The organism is Microbacterium sp. LWS13-1.2 (assembly GCF_040144835.1).
Taxonomy (GTDB): Bacteria; Actinomycetota; Actinomycetes; order Actinomycetales; family Microbacteriaceae; genus Microbacterium.
Genome location: NZ_CP151632.1, coordinates 1453218 through 1468737 on the forward strand (window position 1 = coordinate 1453218; position 15520 = coordinate 1468737).

14 protein-coding genes are annotated in these 15520 nt (G+C 69.7%); 8 read left to right on the forward strand and 6 right to left on the reverse strand.

Annotated elements, in window-relative coordinates; all coding sequences use genetic code 11:
• Positions 1–197: 197 nt before the first annotated feature.
• From MRBLWS13_RS06940 to MRBLWS13_RS06950, 3 genes are all read left to right on the forward strand, one after another.
• Positions 198–1259 carry an LLM class flavin-dependent oxidoreductase gene (locus tag MRBLWS13_RS06940; protein ID WP_349428285.1) on the forward strand — a complete coding sequence of 354 codons (1062 nt, stop codon included), beginning with the start codon at positions 198–200 and terminating at the stop codon, positions 1257–1259.
• Positions 1256–2569 (forward strand): LLM class flavin-dependent oxidoreductase, encoded by a 1314-nt coding sequence (locus tag MRBLWS13_RS06945; RefSeq protein ID WP_349428286.1) that lies wholly within the window; start codon positions 1256–1258, stop codon positions 2567–2569. Before MRBLWS13_RS06940 ends, MRBLWS13_RS06945 begins: the two co-directional genes overlap by 4 nt.
• Before the next feature lie 193 nt (positions 2570–2762).
• Entirely contained in the window at positions 2763–3155 is a 393-nt protein-coding gene (locus MRBLWS13_RS06950; RefSeq protein ID WP_349428287.1) for a rhodanese-like domain-containing protein, read from the forward strand.
• A 68-nt stretch (positions 3156–3223) separates the two neighbouring features.
• On the opposite strand, the gene MRBLWS13_RS06955 is transcribed toward MRBLWS13_RS06950, so the two are convergent.
• On the reverse strand, positions 3224–4546 hold the full coding sequence (locus MRBLWS13_RS06955) for a M20/M25/M40 family metallo-hydrolase (protein ID WP_349428288.1): 1323 nt from the start codon (positions 4544–4546) through the stop codon (positions 3224–3226).
• A gap of 213 nt (positions 4547–4759) precedes the next feature.
• Here MRBLWS13_RS06955 and MRBLWS13_RS06960 point away from each other — a divergent pair, with 213 nt between their 5' ends.
• On the forward strand, positions 4760–5524 hold the full coding sequence (locus MRBLWS13_RS06960; RefSeq protein ID WP_349428289.1) for a GNAT family N-acetyltransferase: 765 nt from the start codon (positions 4760–4762) through the stop codon (positions 5522–5524).
• Positions 5525–5713: 189 nt separating this feature from the next.
• On the opposite strand, the gene MRBLWS13_RS06965 is transcribed toward MRBLWS13_RS06960, so the two are convergent.
• A complete protein-coding gene (locus tag MRBLWS13_RS06965; RefSeq protein WP_349428290.1) occupies positions 5714–6574 on the reverse strand; it encodes a sulfurtransferase in 861 nt (286 codons plus the stop codon).
• 419 nt (positions 6575–6993) lie between these two features.
• Here MRBLWS13_RS06965 and MRBLWS13_RS06970 point away from each other — a divergent pair, with 419 nt between their 5' ends.
• The 4 genes from MRBLWS13_RS06970 to MRBLWS13_RS06985 all read left to right on the forward strand — a co-directional run bounded on the left by MRBLWS13_RS06970 (position 6994) and on the right by MRBLWS13_RS06985 (position 11550).
• The gene (locus MRBLWS13_RS06970) at positions 6994–8079 is read left to right on the forward strand and encodes an ABC transporter substrate-binding protein (protein ID WP_349428291.1); all 1086 of its coding nucleotides are present in this window, start codon (positions 6994–6996) and stop codon (positions 8077–8079) included.
• A gap of 699 nt (positions 8080–8778) precedes the next feature.
• Positions 8779–10044 carry a glycosyltransferase gene (locus MRBLWS13_RS06975; RefSeq protein ID WP_349428292.1) on the forward strand — a complete coding sequence of 422 codons (1266 nt, stop codon included), beginning with the start codon at positions 8779–8781 and terminating at the stop codon, positions 10042–10044.
• Positions 9974–10792, forward strand: coding sequence for an ABC transporter ATP-binding protein (locus MRBLWS13_RS06980; protein ID WP_349428293.1), 819 nt, complete (start codon positions 9974–9976; stop codon positions 10790–10792). Before MRBLWS13_RS06975 ends, MRBLWS13_RS06980 begins: the two co-directional genes overlap by 71 nt.
• Complete coding sequence (locus MRBLWS13_RS06985; RefSeq protein WP_349428294.1) at positions 10789–11550, forward strand: ABC transporter permease; 762 nt, start codon at positions 10789–10791, stop codon at positions 11548–11550. The genes MRBLWS13_RS06980 and MRBLWS13_RS06985 overlap by 4 nt, the downstream gene beginning before the upstream one ends.
• Before the next feature lie 48 nt (positions 11551–11598).
• On the opposite strand, the gene MRBLWS13_RS06990 is transcribed toward MRBLWS13_RS06985, so the two are convergent.
• From MRBLWS13_RS06990 to MRBLWS13_RS07005, 4 genes are all read right to left on the reverse strand, one after another.
• On the reverse strand, positions 11599–11769 hold the full coding sequence (locus tag MRBLWS13_RS06990) for a hypothetical protein (RefSeq protein ID WP_349428295.1): 171 nt from the start codon (positions 11767–11769) through the stop codon (positions 11599–11601).
• Between the two features lie 66 nt (positions 11770–11835).
• On the reverse strand, positions 11836–13293 hold the full coding sequence (locus MRBLWS13_RS06995) for a glycosylase (RefSeq protein ID WP_349428296.1): 1458 nt from the start codon (positions 13291–13293) through the stop codon (positions 11836–11838).
• Complete coding sequence (locus MRBLWS13_RS07000; RefSeq protein WP_349428297.1) at positions 13290–14336, reverse strand: glycosyltransferase; 1047 nt, start codon at positions 14334–14336, stop codon at positions 13290–13292. The genes MRBLWS13_RS06995 and MRBLWS13_RS07000 overlap by 4 nt, the downstream gene beginning before the upstream one ends.
• A complete protein-coding gene (locus MRBLWS13_RS07005) occupies positions 14333–15466 on the reverse strand; it encodes a glycosyltransferase (RefSeq protein WP_349428298.1) in 1134 nt (377 codons plus the stop codon). The genes MRBLWS13_RS07000 and MRBLWS13_RS07005 overlap by 4 nt, the downstream gene beginning before the upstream one ends.
• Positions 15467–15520 lie beyond the last annotated feature (54 nt).

Here is a 15520-nt window from a genome sequence, read left to right on the forward strand (position 1 = left end):
CTCCTCGGTCGGGGCGCGGGTCGAGGGGTGCAGGTCGGTGCGCCGGTAGGCCGAAGGTAGGGCAGGGCTTCGCCCGCCGCCCAGCCCGGCGGACCCCGCCATGACACGGATCGTGACGGAGTGCAACGCGGCGTCACACTCCGGAATCGGGCGACTCGCGCGGCCGGGATCCGCCTGGCGAGACCTACCGTGGCCGCATGTCCGACACCCCGTTCGCCGTCGCCCTCGAGCTGGACGCCGACGGCGCCCACTCCCCTTCCGGCGCCGCATCAGGCACCCTCTCGCCACGCCGCCTCGCCGCCCGCGGCGCGGCCGCCGAGCGCTTCGGCTTCACCGCCGTGACGTTCGACGACTCGCCGCTGCCGGTCGCCGACTCGGTCGCGCGGCTCGATGCCGTCCAGCGCGCCGCGTTCCTCGCTCCGCTCACGTCGGCCATCGGGCTCGTGCCGGTCGCGCACGTCGCCTTCAGCGAGCCGTTCCACGTGGCGACGCAGCTCGCGAGCCTCGACTGGGCCTCGAACGGGCGCGCGGGCTGGATCGCCGCGGCCTCGGGAACCACGCGTGAAGCCGCCGCCTACGGTCGTGAGGCGCTCTCGGACGACGATCTCCGCCGCGAGCGCGACGACGTGATCGAGGTCGCTCGCCGGCTGTGGGACTCGTGGGAGGACGACGCCGTCATCCAGGACGCCGCGACCGGCCGCTACCTCGACGCCGACAAGCTCCACTACGTCGACTTCGAGGGCGAGAGCTTCTTGGTGAAGGGTCCGCTCATCACGCCCCGGCCCCCGCAAGGGCAGCTGGTCGTGGTGGCGCCCGCCGACACCACGGGCGCGGACGTCACGCTGGTCACGGGTAGCGGTCCGGCGGAGATCACGGATGCTGCATCCCGCGCGCGTGCCGCGGGTGCGCCGCTCGTGTGGGCCGAGGTCGAGGTGGTGCTTGACGCGCGCGCCGTGTCCGCGGCTCGGCGGCTCGACGCCCTCGGGAGCTGGACGGACGCCGGGCGCCTGCGCTACGCGGGCGACGCGGATGGTCTGGTCGCGCTGATCGCCGGGCTGGCAGCATCCGTCGACGGTGTACGCCTGCACGTCGCAGAGCTCGACGTCGATCTCGAAGAGGTTGGGCGCGCAGTGCTGCCGGCGCTGCAAGAGCGGATCGGCTTCCGTTCACCGCGGGCGGGCGAGACCCTCCGGGATGCCCTCGGCCTTGAACGCAGCCTCAGCCGCTACGCCACCACCGCCGTGAAGGAGTTCGCATGACCACGTCCCGTCGCATCCAGTTCGGTGTTTTCTTCCAGGGGGTCAACTTCGGCACCATCTGGTCGAGCGACCGCAGCGGTTCGCAGTACGACTTCGAGTCGTTCCGCCGCATCGCGCAGACCGCCGAGCGGGGGCTGTTCTCGGCCTTCTTCCTCGGCGAGGGACTGCGCCTGCGCGAGCATTTCGGCCGTATCCACGAGCTCGACATCGCCGGTCGTCCCGACGCCCAGACGCAGCTCGCGGCGTTGGCGTCTGTCACCGAGCGCATCGGCCTCGTCGCGACGCAGAACACGACCTACAACGACCCGTACGACCTGGCGAAGCGCCTGAACTCGCTCGATCTCTTGAGCGAGGGCCGCGCAGGCTGGAACATCGTCACGACCGACAACGCGTGGACCGGCGCGAACTTCCGCCGCGGCGGGTACCTGGAGCACGCCGACCGTTACCGCCGCGCAGCGCAGTTCGTGGTCGCCGCGCAGCGGCTGTGGGACGCCGGTGCCGATGGGGTCGGTACGCCGGTGTCGGTCGCCGATCAGCTGGTCTCGTTCGAAGGACCCGCGCCGCTGCCGCCGAGCGCGCAGGGGCGGCCGGTGCTGTTCCAGGCAGGGGACTCCGACGAGGGCCGCGAGTTCGCGGCATCCAGTGCCGACGTCATCTTCTCAGCGCACCCGGGCCTGGAGGACGCGATCTCGTTCGCGGCCGACCTGCGCCGCCGCCTCCCCGCCCATGGGCGGGCTGTGGACGAGCTCAAGTTCTTCCCGGGGGCGCAATTCATCCTCGCCGCCACCGACAGCGAGGCTCGTGAGAAGGCCGACTGGGTCACGCGCGCGCAGGTGTCGCCGCAGACCGCGATCCGCTTCCTCGAGCCGATCTGGGGCCGAGACTTGTCGGAGTACGACGCCAACGGCCCGCTTCCCGACATCGACCCGGTGGTCGAGGAGGTCGACGGGCAGCGTGGGTCGCTGTTCCAGGGCCGTCGCGCGCTCGAGACGGCCCGCGAGTGGCGCGACAGCGCGGCCGCCGAGGGCCTCTCGATCCGAGAGTTCGTCATCAAGCGGTCGTCGCTGCGCACGTTCGTCGGCGGCTATTCGTCGATCGCTGATCGCATCGTGCAGTACGTCGACGCGGGAGCGGTCGACGGGTTCAACGTCTCGCCGTACCTCGTGCCCGAAGGACTCGACGACATCGTCGACGGGCTCATCCCCGAGTTGCAAGAGCGCGGCGTCTACCCCACCGAGTACGTGGGATCGACGCTGCGCGAGAACCTCGGGCTCCCCGCGCTGGGCGAGCGCGCGGAATTCGCTGCCTGACCCTCTGATCGCGATCCCCTTCTCCTCATCACGTCGAACCGGCCGGTACCGCACGATCCCGGGTCCGCGCATGACGGATCGTGGCGCCGTATGACAACGCCGTGCGCCGTCGCTAGCGGTGAGCCCGTAGCGTGACGCCGAGAAGCGACACCCGTCCGTCCCGACATCCGTCCGTCCGAAAGGATCACCCGCCATGACCGACACCACCGACACCGCGGCCGAGCCCACGTTCGACGCTCCGCTCATCACCGCCGAGGAGGCCGCCGGACGCGCCGCGGCGGGAGCGCTCGTCGTCGATGTTCGCAGCGACGCCGGCCGGGCGCGCGACGGCGTGATCCCCGGCTCCATCCGCGGCGACCGCAACAACCTCGACGCGCAGTTCCTCATCGACTCGCCGGAGAAGTTCGCCGAGATCACGGACTGGGACCAGGACATCGTCATCGTGTGCGGCACGATCAACGGCTCCGGCCCCGTCGCCGAGCAGCTCCGCGCGAAGGGCTTCACGAACGTCGCGCATGTCGACGGCGGCTTCCCCTCGTGGAAGGAGTCCGGCGGCCCCACCGCCGAGGCCCCGGCCGCCGAGTGACCATCGCGCCACCGGAATGACGGATGCTTCGGCCCTCGCCGCACGGAAGGGCGGAAGCATCCGTCGTTCTAGGCGGTGCGAAGTATCCGTTCGGTGACCCGCGCCGAGAAGTGCAGCGCGTCGACGGGGATCCGCTCGTCGGCGGCGTGGAACTGCGCGAACACGTCGAAGTCGCGAGGCACGCGCAGCGGCACGAACCCGTAGCCGTGGATGCCGAGCTTCGCGAAGTGCTTGTTGTCGGTGCTCGCCGGCAGCAGGTAGGGCACCACCACGCCATCAGGATCGTCGATGGCGATCGCCTCCTGCAGCACGTCGATGATCGGCGCATCAACGGGCGCCTCGGTCGCGGACCACCAGCGGCCCTCGCGGATGTCGATGCCGTCGCCGACGAGCTCGCGCAGCCCGTCACGGAGAGCGTCGTCCTGTCTGGGCAGAATGCGGATGTCGAGGCGCGCCGACGCCTCCGCCGGGATGATGTTCGTCTTGTCGCCGGCGTCGAGCACCGTCGGGGTCGCGGTGTTGCGCGTCGTCGCACCGACGAGTGACGACACGAACCCGAGGCTCTCGAGGTCGTCAGCGAGCGACTCGTCGGTGAACGCGAGCCCACGGGCCGCTCCGAAGACATCCAGGAAGCGCTGCAGCGCGGGCGTGCGCACGACCGGGAACCGGTGCTCGCCGACGGCCGCCACGGCCCGGGCGAGTCGGACCACACTGTTGTCGTCGGTCGGTCGGGAGCCGTGGGCCGCGTGGCCGCGGGCGCGCAGCGTCGACCATGCGACGCCCTTCTCGCTGGTGGCCACGAGGTACGCGCGGCGTTCGTCGGCGGGGTCGGCGTACAGCGGCACGGAGAACCCGCCCACCTCGCTCAGCGCCTCGGTGACGCCGGCGAACAGCTCGGGGCGGTTCTCGACGAGCCACCCGGCGCCCCACACCCCGCCGCTCTCTTCGTCGGCGAGGAACGCCAACACCAGGTCGCGTCGCGGCACGATCTGCTCGCGCGCGAAGTGACGCGCCACGGCCACGATCGTGCCCGCGTAGTTCTTCATGTCGACGGCGCCGCGGCCGTAGAGGTAGCCGGCTTCGATGTCGGCGCCGAAGGGCGGGAAAGTCCAGTCCTTCTCCTCGACCGGCACGACGTCGAGGTGCGCGTGCACCAACAGGGCTCCCGCATCCCGATCGCGTCCGGGGATACGAGCGATGAGCGACCCCCGTCCGGGACGCGACTCGACGAGCTCCGACGCGATGCCCACCTCGGCGAGACGCTCCTGCACCCAGATGGCAGCACGTGTCTCGCCGTCGCCGATGGTGGCCGCAACCCCTGTGTTCACCGTCTCGATCCGGATGAGGTCGCGGACGAACTGCAGCGCCTCGTCTTCCAACTGGCTGGGCACGGGGGTCTCCTCGGTTGTAGAGCTCGTTCGGGCGACTTCGCTGACACTGCTGCAATTCCGCCGTGCTTGACCATAGACGGCGTCCGCTGAATGCCCCCATCGGCGGGGTCGCGCGGCGTCATAGATGGCGCGGTGCCAAACGATGCTCAGGCTCGTTGCGTGCGATGACGCCGGCATTTGGCGACGTCGGCGCCGGTCTCGCACGCTTGACGCATGTCAGACACAGTCCTCGCCTCCACCGACGGCGCGACGGCTTCCGCCGGCGACAAGCCGGGGGGCGCCGTCGCCCCGCACGCGGACGCCACGGTGCTCGACAACCCTGCGTGGCACTCACTGACCGGCCCGCACGCCGGCTTCGCCGAGGGCAACGACCTGGTCCGGCGGTACCCCGAGGACGTCGCGCCGTTCGTGGCAGTGCGCACGTGGTCCAACCCCGATGTCTGGGACGCACTGCGCGATCTCGTCGGTCCTGGAGCGCCCGTCGGACTATCCGCAGCCGAACGCCCGTTCCCGGCCGGCTGGGAGGACCTGGGCGGCGGCGAGGGGGTGCAGCTCGTCGAGACCGACGCGCTGCGTCCGCGTCCGGATGCGGAGGCCGTCGTCCTGGGGCCGGACGACGTCGCCGACATGCTGGCCATCGTCGAACGCAACCAGCCGGGACCCTTCCGCCCCCGCACCCATGAGCTGGGCCGGTATGTCGGCATTCGCCGGGACGGTCGCCTGGTTGCGATGGCCGGCGAGCGCCTGCACCCGCAGGGCTGGACCGAGATCAGTGCCGTCTCGACCGACAGCGCGTATCGGCGCCAGGGTCTGGCATCTCGGCTCGTCCTCGACGTGGCCTTCCATATTCAGCAGCGCGGCGACCGTGCCCTGATGCACGCGGCAGCGTCGAACGTGAACGCGATCAGGGCGTATGAGCGTCTTGGGTTCGCGCTCCGGCGCCGGACGGTCTTCTCGTTCGGACGCGCGCCTCTGTGACCACCGTCGGGAGCCATGCCAAGCAAGTCACTGATGGGTCAGGCGCGTCCTGGTCGCTGTTCCCACCCAGACGGTCGCTGCGACCCGGGATACAGGCGTTCGCCTGCCGGTGGGTGGAGTGCGACCGGACAGCTGCAGCGTGACGAGGTCCGCTCGGGTGCAGACCATCACCGACGATGACCGGGGCGGTCATTGAGGCACCACGTCCAGCGAGGGCGCCGGGCCGACGGCGACCAGCCGGCCGCGCGAGCGGGACCATTGACTCCACGAGCCGGGATAGACCACCACATCGATGCCGGCGATCACGCCGGCGAGGGCCGTGTGAGTCGCCGCGATGCCCGAGCCGCAGTACGCCGCCACGGCGACACCATCTCGCACGCCCGCGGCGGCGAACTCCGCGCGGATCTCGTCCGCCGAGCGGAACTTCCCGGCCGACAGGTGCACGGTCGTCGGCAGGTTCACGGCGCCCGGGATATGCCCGCCGACCGGGTCGAGCGGTTCGCTGTCGCCGCGATACCGCTCGGGCGCGCGCACGTCGAGCAGTAGGCCGTGGTCGGGCCATTCCTCGACGCCATCGATGTCGGCTACGCCCTCGGTGATCTCGTCGAGCACGATGTCTCCCGGCGGCCGCGGCAGCACGTCGCCGGTCTCGAGCGGGAGTCGCTCCGCGAGCCAGCCCCGCAGCCCGCCATCGAGCACCCGCACGTCGGCGACTCCGGATCGTGTCAGCACCCACCAGGCGCGGGCGGCGGCGACCGAGTGCACGTCGTCGTAGGCCACGACCGTATCGCCGGCGCGGATCCCCCACCGCCGAGCGGCGGCCTGCAGCTGCTCGCGCGGCGGGAGCGGATGCCGCCCCTCAGCCGGGTCGCCGCGCCGCGCAAGCTCGTGGTCCAGGTCGACGTAGACCGCTCCCGGCAGGTGCCCGTCGAGGTAGTCGGGACGGCCCTCGGGCCGATCCAGGCGCCAGCGCACATCGAGGATCCGCGGCGGTGTGCCGCCGCGCATGAGATCGGCGAGCTGGGTCGCCGAGATGAGTGGGGTGACCATACGGTCATGCTGGTCGGGCCGCTGACCGGGTAAAACGTTCCGACGAAACACGCCGCGACAGGGCGACACGCGACGTCACACAGGAACAAGGGGAGCCGCGCCAGCTCGCTTCCGTGGCACCTCACCCATCGTCGGTCCACGAGTCGCCCAGTCCGGATCTGCCCAGCGTGACAATGGACAGCGCTGGTGCGGAAGACATACTCGCCATGCCTCCACCCGCAATTCCGAATGCAACTCGGGTGACAGATGATGACGCTCGGTTTCTCGGTTTGACGACCCGGCTAGATCGGCGGCTTGGACGCTCCTACTGTCGCCGATGGCTCCCTGTAGCGTCCCGGCCCGGCGACGTGAACCGCTGCCCGATAGTGCGCGACCGCGCAGTTACCCCAACCCGAGTAATGCCGACCGAAGGCGACACCGTGAACAAACTCCGTACCGCGACAGCAATCACGTCTCTCGGACTCGTTGCGGCCATGATGGCCGGTTGCGCCTCCGCCGCCGGGGCACCGGCCGAGACCACTGACGCGGCCGACGCCGGCCCATCGGTGGGTGAGCTGCGGCTGGGCTACTTCGCGAACGTCACCCACGCGCCCGCCCTCGTCGGCCTGGAGGAGGGCCTCTTCGCCGACGCGCTCGGTGAGGACGTCGAGGTCACCACGCAGGTGTTCAACGCCGGCCCGGCGGCGATCGAGGCGCTGTCGGCGGGTGCGATCGATGCGACCTACATCGGCCCGAACCCGTCGATCAATACCTTCATCCAGTCAGGCGGCGAGTCCGCCCGCATCATCGCCGGCGCCGCGACCGGCGGTGCCGCGCTGGTGGTCCGCGACGGCATCGACACCCCGGCCGACCTGGAGGGCACCACCATCGCGACGCCGCAGCTGGGCAACACGCAGGACGTCGCGGCCCGGGTGTGGCTGGCCGACGAGGGCTTCGTCACCGACACCTCCGGCGGCGGCGACGTGCAGATCACCCCGACCGAGAACGCGCAGACCCTCACGCTCTTCCAGCAGGGCGAGCTCGACGGCGCCTGGCTGCCCGAACCCTGGGTGTCCCGGCTGATCATCGACGCCGGCGCCCACGTGCTGCAGGACGAGGCCGACCTCTGGGAAGACGGCGAGTTCCCCACCACGGTGCTGCTGGTGCGCAACGACTTCCTCGACGAGCACCCCGACGTGGTCGCCGACCTGCTGGAAGGCCACCAGGCGGCGGTGCAGTGGATCACCGACAACGCCGACCAGGCTCCTGCCGTGATCAACAGTGCGATCGAGAAGGAGACCGGCAAGCCGCTCGCCGACGCCGTCATCGAACGCGCCCTGGAGCACGTCACGTTCTCCGTCGACCCGCACGCCGACACCTTCGAAACCCTCGTCGAGGACGGCATCCAGGCCGGCACGCAGAAGGACGGCTCGATCGAGGGACTGTTCGACCTGCGCCTGCTCAATGAACATCTCGCGGAAGCCGGCGACGAGCCGGTCTCGGCCGCCGGACTCGGCGAGGACTGAGACAAGGGCCGCACCCGCCTTCCGCCCGGTGCCGCGCACTCACGCGGCACCGGGCGGAAGCACAGGCGGCGCCCGGCGATCGAGCGCCGGGCGAGCCGCAGGCAGGCAGGTCCCAACGCCACCGCGAGGGGCGCTCGACCAATGGAGCGAGCCGGATCGCGACACATCTACTGGCACAGTTGAGCGCGACACGCCGTGCAGATTGGGGTCTGTTAACGCAGGCGTGTCCAATCGCGTCGCTCCGAAAACCGCGGAATTACGCGGCAAAACCCTCCATTGGCGCTCGCGAAAACGAGAGTTCGAATCCCCCATCCTCCGCACCTGCGATCCCAGTGTTTTCAAGGGATCGCGACCCGCTTGAAATCTCGTGGCACAGTTATCGTGCACTTGGGTCGCGCGCGGCTTGTGATTCCGCCGATCTCGACCCCGCTGATGCGACGGTTGCGACGTGGCTGCCTCGTTTCACGACCGGCGCGAGAAGCCTCTGCTGTCCCCGCGCTCGACGCCATCGGAACCAAAGACGAACGCCTCAGTAAGATCGTGACCTCCGAGGGCATGAACGACTGACCATGTGGTCGACGGATCGTGCGATGGGTCGGTGGCCCGCGGCTCATGCGGCTGCGAGGCAGTGGGTTGTATGGTGACCGTAGGAGTGCCGGGAAGCCTGGTCGGCGATCGTTTCGTCGATTGGACTTGCTGATGCGCGTACTCATCCTCACCTTCGGCACCCGTGGCGACGTCGAGCCGTTCGCCGCCCTCGCTCAGCGCCTGACCGCGGCCGGACACACTGCGGTGCTGGCCGCCCCGGAACCGTACCGTGAGACGGTTGCGGCCGACGTCGACTTCGAGCCGATGGCGACCGAGATGGACCGAGTGATGCGCGCCGGCATGACACGGCTGCGCGGCCCCGCCCACGCTCTGACCCTCGCCCGAGAGATGGCGCAAGGCATGCGCGTCTCCCTCCAGGAGCAGTGGCAGATCGCGCAGCAGGTCCAGCCCACGGTGATCGTGGGGCATCCGAAAGCCCTCGGCGGTCTGCATGTGGCGGAGCGCCTCGGGCTGCCGTTCGTCGCCTCCCTGCCCCTGCCGTTCCTGACCCCCACATCCGCCTTCCCGGTTCCGTTCCTCAGCCGACAGCTGCCGGGGTCGCTCAACCGGATCTCCTACGACTTCAATCGATTCACCGCGCTTGCGTACGGTGGCATGATCAACAGGTTCCGCCGCGAAACTCTCGGGCTGTCGCGGATGAGCAGACGCACCGACTACCTCACGACCCGAGAGGGCGCCGCCGTCCCAGTGCTCTATCCGTTCAGCCGGCATGTCGTGCCTGTCCCCGCCGACTACCCTTCCTCCGCGCACGTCACCGGTTATTGGTTCGGCGAGAGCGCGCGAGGCTGGGAGCCTCCGCGCGACCTGGCCGAGTTCCTTGGCGGGGATCGCCCGGTCATCTATCTCGGGTTCGGCAGCATGGCCTTCGGCGGCAGAGCCGAGGACCGGGGCCGCCTGGTCCGCGAGGCTCTCGACGAGGTCGGGGCGCGGGCGGTGGTGTCCACCGGCTGGGGTGCGCTGACGATCGAGCCGAATGAGTACATCCACCCTGTCGACGAGGTGCCTCACGATTGGCTCTTCTCCCGTGTGGATGCCGTGGTCCATCACAGCGGATCCGGCACTACCGCGGCCGGGTTGCGCGCCGGCAAGCCGACGCTCGTGTGCCCGGTGCTCGGCGATCAACCGTTCTGGGGGCGCCGTGTACACGAGCTCGGCGTCGGACCGCGTCCACTGCCGTTGCCCCGAGCAACGAGCAACGCTCTCGCCGCGAGGCTCGCCGAGCTTCTCTCGAACGCGACGTACGCGGCATCCGCCAGCACCCTGTCGGCGCAACTCGCGTCCGAGGATGGGCCCGACGCAGCGATTCGAGTCCTGGAACAGATCGAGCTTCAGGCAGGACGGCATCATGGCCGGTAGCCGTGCGCGGCAGCAGACCAGTGAATTTCGTGTGGAGTTGCGCGGGGTTCGCCGCGCGTTCCGCGGCGGCGCGGGCGTGCACGGCGTCGACCTCACTGTGAGAGGCGGTGAGATTCACGCGTTGGTGGGCCTGAACGGCGTCGGCAAGACCACGATCATGCGCCTGATGTTGGGCATGCTGCGTCCCGATGAGGGTGAGGTCCGGGTCGGCGGGATGGCGCTAGCCGACCTGCCTCCGCGAGCGTGGGCGGGGGTCGGCCACCTTGTCGAACAGGCCGTCGCCTACGGGGAGCTGGACGTGCGCAGCAATCTGCGTCTGTCGGCCCGGCTGCACGGCGCGACGCCGGTCGAAGCCACGGCGATGGTGGAGTCGGTGATCGCTGAACTCGACCTGACGCGGTACGGGCGCGTTCGCGCACGCCGGCTGTCCCTGGGCAATCGCCAACGAGTCGGATTGGCGGCCGCTCTCCAGCACGACCCGCGACTCATCATCCTCGACGAGCCAACCAACGCGCTCGACCCGGCCGGCGTGATCCTGCTTCGCGGGGCGCTGCTCCGCCGCGCACAGTCCGGCGCCGGTGTGGTCGTCTCCAGCCACCACCTCGACGAGGTGGCGCGCATCGCCGACCGGATCAGCGTCATGAACGACGGCCGCATCATCGGAGCACTCGATCCCGCCACGGTCGACCTCGAGCGGGCATTCTTCTCACTGGTCCACGCCGATGACCTCTCGCGGCGGCCGGAATGAACGCCCTCGGGGTAGCCGTGTCGGTCGAAGCCCGCAAGGCCGTCGCCTCGCGCGTCGTTCCATGGACGTCCGGGATCCTCATCCTCGCGCTCGCGGCGCTCACAGGCGGGTTGCTGGCGGCCGCAGCCGCTGGCGACGAGCGAGTGCTTGCCCGACTCGGACCGCTCGCAGACACGAACGGCTGGACATTGCTGGTCGGCACAGCGGCGCAGATCCTCGCCGCAGGAGGATTCGGTGCCTGTGGCATCCTCATCGCCTGGCTCTATGGCCGCGAGTTCGCCGACGGCACCGTCGCCGGTCTGTTCGCCCTCCCCATTCCGCGTTCGTCCCTCGCGGTCGGCAAGCTCCTCGTCTTTCTCGGGTGGGCGACCGTCATGGCGTTGGTGCTCACCGCCATGCTCGGCATGATCGGAACCGCGGCCGGTCTGCCCTCGACCGACCCCGATGGGACGCTGCAACTCCTCAGGATCCCGCTGCTCACCCTTCTTACCGCGTGCCTGGCGGTCCCGGCCGGCTGGGTGGCAAGCGTCGCACGCAGCATCCTGGCCGGCATCGCCGCCACCATCGTGCTCCTGATCGTGGCGCAGGTCTGCGCCGTGCTCGGCGTGGGCGTCTGGGTTCCGCTCATCGCCCCAGCGCTCTGGGCGATCGCCCCGGACACCGTGCCATGGCCTTCGCTGCTGGGCGTCGTCACCGTCCCGATCGTGTTCGGGGCAGCGACCGCTCTCACGTGGGCGCAGATGCAACTCGACCGCTGAACGCGGCTCACCCGACCCTGCGACTCCGGTCGGGCGCCACCTGTCGGGTCAGGGGGCGCTGTTCCGGCGACCGGCCGCTCGCCGCACGAAACCGAAGATCAGAGTGCCTACGAAGAGGATGACGCCGATGATCCCCAGCCAGAGCAGCCCCTCGAGAGCGAACCCCACGACGGCGAGGATCGCCCACACCACGAGGAGGATCACGATCACCGTCAGCATGACCTCAGATTACTCCTCGCCAGTAGGCGTGTGGGGGGGCACGGTCGGCCGGCGACGTCGAAACGCTCACGGATGGAGAGAGGCGATCACTTCATCGATCCCGATCGAGAAGATGCGGATGCGGTCATCGCCGACGCCGACCGGAATCCACAGGGTTCCCCGATGCGCGATAGCGCCGCACGAGTAGACGACCCGCGGCACGTAGCCGTCGCGCAGCATGCTCACCGGCTGCAGAAGTGGCTCGCGTGACCGTCCCACCACGCGAGACGGGTCATCGAGATCGAGCAGGATCGCGCCAAGTGAGTATGTGCGCAATGGCCCGACTCCGTGCGTGAGGACCAGCCATCCGCGCTCCGTCTCGATGGGTGCGCCGCAGTTTCCGAGCTGAACGAGCTCCCACAGCTCGGTAGGGCGATGAACGATGCCCGCGTCGTCCCAGATGACGCCGTCGATCGACGTCGCGAGGGAGATGTTCTCGCCGTCGGTGCGGCTGAGGGCGAGGTGAAGATCCCCGACGAGCCGCGGAAAGAGCGCCATCCCCTTGTTGTGGGCGCCGCTGCCGGTCAGGCGGTGGATCGTGAACTCGCGGAGATCCGGCGATGTGATCAGGCGAGGCGCGATGTCGTGGCCGTCGTACGCGGTGTAGGTCGCGCGATAGCCGGTGACCGCGTCGGCACCGGTGAAGTGGACGAACCGCGCGTCTTCCATGCCGTGGTTCTCCTCGGCGTCGACGGGCAGAAGCATCCGTCCACTCAGGGGCGAGTCGGGCGGGAAATCGGCCCGGTATGCGGACGCCGCCATGTCGCGCATCGCCTGCGTCGGCCAGCGGCTGTCGGGACGGGTCGAGAGCTGGTCCGGGAGCTCCAGGAGGGCGTACTCCAGCTCGGCCACGCTGAACCTCTCGGGGAGATTGCTGAGCACCGCGCTGGCCAGATCGGTGAGGTGGCCTTCATGCTCGAGCGCGCGGCCGAAGTGCTGTCGAGACCACTCGGCACCCCGCACGAGGGGAAGCGTCAGCGGCGTCGCGCGTTCCTCGAATGTCCAGCCATCATCGGCGTCGATCACTGCTTCGGCGAATCCGATGGACGAGACGTGCCCTTCTCCGATGCAGCGCAAGGCGATGGCCACCCGCAGCTCGTTCGGACCGAGTCCGTCCTGCGAGGGATGCTCGACGGCGCTGGGGTTGCAGAGGGCCGCCCCCTCGACGGCATACTCCGCCGTGAAGGCCGCCCCCAGCACCGCTCCCTGAGCATCCGTGAGAGCCGCGGGGCCCACGATGCGGCTGGCGACAGCTCGAGCATTCGCGGCCAGCAGGTCGGCGACACCCGCATGCCTGGCCGAGAGCTCCCCGACGACGTGTGCCGCCATCCGCTCGGTCAGTGCGGCAGGTCCCGCGAGCACTCGGGCGATGATCTGTGCGACGCGCGAATGCGACGAGCGCAGTCCCTCGCCGGGGAGGAAGAATCTGGCCACCACACGGGTCGGATCGTGGTCGAGGCTCGCAGGATGCTCGCGAATCGTCATGGCGCCACCCGTTCCACCACTCCGAGGCGGGCAGCCTGCTGGTAGGTGCAGAGGGCCGCGAGTGTGGATTCGGCCCCTTGGTTCTCGTTGCGCCCGCCTGCCTCCAGTCCGTCGAAGCCCGCTCCCGACTCGAGATCGATCATGGGTGTGAGGGCGTCGTTGTCGCCCGTGAACCACGCCCACGCCGCCGCGACACCGTCGCGCCACGAAGGATCCGCAGTGAGGGCGAAAGCACGGGCGCACGCGTCCGCGATGGCGGCCACCTCGATGGGCTGCTGATCGAATTGAACCGACCGCTGAGCGGGGCTGCGGCCGCTGACCCCCGTCACCGACAGGTGGCCGTCACGTGTCTCGACATCCAGCAGGAACCGCAGCATCGCGAGTCCGCGAGCCACGATCCGAGGATCGTCCATGGCCGCACCCCCGGCGAGGAGGGCTTCGGGGAGCGCCGCGTTGGCGTAGCGCAGGCGCGGTTCGGGCCATGGCCAGCGGGGGTCGGATGGGACCGCGATCGAAGCAACCCCGTCCAGCAGCAAGGCGCGGGCGGAGAGGTCGTCGGGGTCGGCGCTGAGCACGTCTGCCGCTCCCAGCGTCGCGAACGCCATCGCCCGCCCGTGCGGTGATCTCGAAGATGCGGCGCGGTGGAACGTGATCCGGGCACGCGAGCGATCCGATGCGGTCGGGAGTTCGACGGATGCCGCGCCGAGGGCGCGCAGCGCGCGACCCCACCAATCGCCGAGCCCGGCATCGTCCGTCCACTCGCCTCCGGCAGCCATGCGGTTGTGCACCTGGCCGTCGACGTCGACAGCGGCCTCGAGGAACCGGAGACATGTGCTGACGAGCCGATCAAGTTCCGCAGTGCGCTCGGACTCACGCAGCAGAACGACGAGAGCGCGCGAGACGTCGTCGACGCAGTAGCCGTGATCGCGGCGGGGCCTATCCAGGAGCGCGTGTTCGAAGAGGCCGTGCCCATCTGACATTGCCAGGAGGTGGGCGAAGGTGGGCGCGCCCGACGCGCTCTGGTCGGTTGCGTGACCGGTCATGCCGCGATCGCCACCATACGGCCGGCCAGTGCGCGGTACTGCTCGGCGACCGCGGGCCACGAGGCATCCTGCGTGTCGCGCAGCGCAGCGTCGTGCATCTGCTGCGCGGTGGTCTCGGCCGCGAGGATCGTCCGGATGGCCTCTGACATCGAATGCGGGTCCTGATGCCGAGCGATCAGCCCCGCTCCCCTGCCCAGCAGCTCGACGGCGTGCGGGAAGCCTGTCGCCACGACGGGGACCCCCGCGGCTACCGCCTCGATCAGCACACCGGACGTCGCCTGGTCGCGAGAGTCGTAGGGCAGCAGAACGACGTCGGCCCGGGCCACGTGCTCGGCGAGCTGCGAGTCGTTGAGGTAACGGTCATCGAGTGTGACGACGTCGGCCAGATCGAGGTCGTCGATCAGCCGCTGCAGTGTTTCGCGGTGGCGCTCTCCGTCGCGCGCGACCACCTTGGGATGGGTCTGACCAGCTATGACATACGTCACCGGCGTGCCGGCATCCTGCAACTTGGCCAAGGCGCGGATGCCCCACTCGATCCCCTTGCCGGGCGAGATGAGTCCCCATGTGAGGACGCGCTTCGACCCGCCGTCCTTCGTCACGCGAGCTTCATGTGACACCGGCACGCCGTGAGGGATGACGCGGACTTTCGATCGCTTGACGCTGTACGTGCGCAGCAGGATCTCGCTGGCGTTGTCGGTCATCACGACGACGTTCGCGGCCAGTTTGCACACCGTGTCGAGCACTACCCGCTGGTGGGCGGTCGGCGCGGAGAGCACCGTGTGGAGCACGACGATCGCCGGCGTGTTCAGCGATCGGAGCAACGGGATGATCTCGTCGCCGTCCGGGCCCCCGTAGATCCCGTACTCGTGCTGAACGATCGCGACGTCGCACTCGTCGAGCGCACGGACGGCCGCCCGCAAGGTCACCCGGTTGCGTGCAACCAGCTCCACCGTGCTCGGGATCCGGCCGGTCTCTTCGGCGCCGCGATGGCTGTCCATCACGTCGAGCACCCGGACGATCGTGGGCGTGTGCGGCTCGCCCGCGGCGAGCGCACCGGCAAGCGCCTCCGTGAACGTGGCGAGACCGCAGCGGGTGGGCGGATAAGTGGAGAGAAAACCGAAGCGGGTCATGGTGACCATCTCTGTCGGCCCGGTATCGATCGACCCGGGGACTCGAGACGTCTG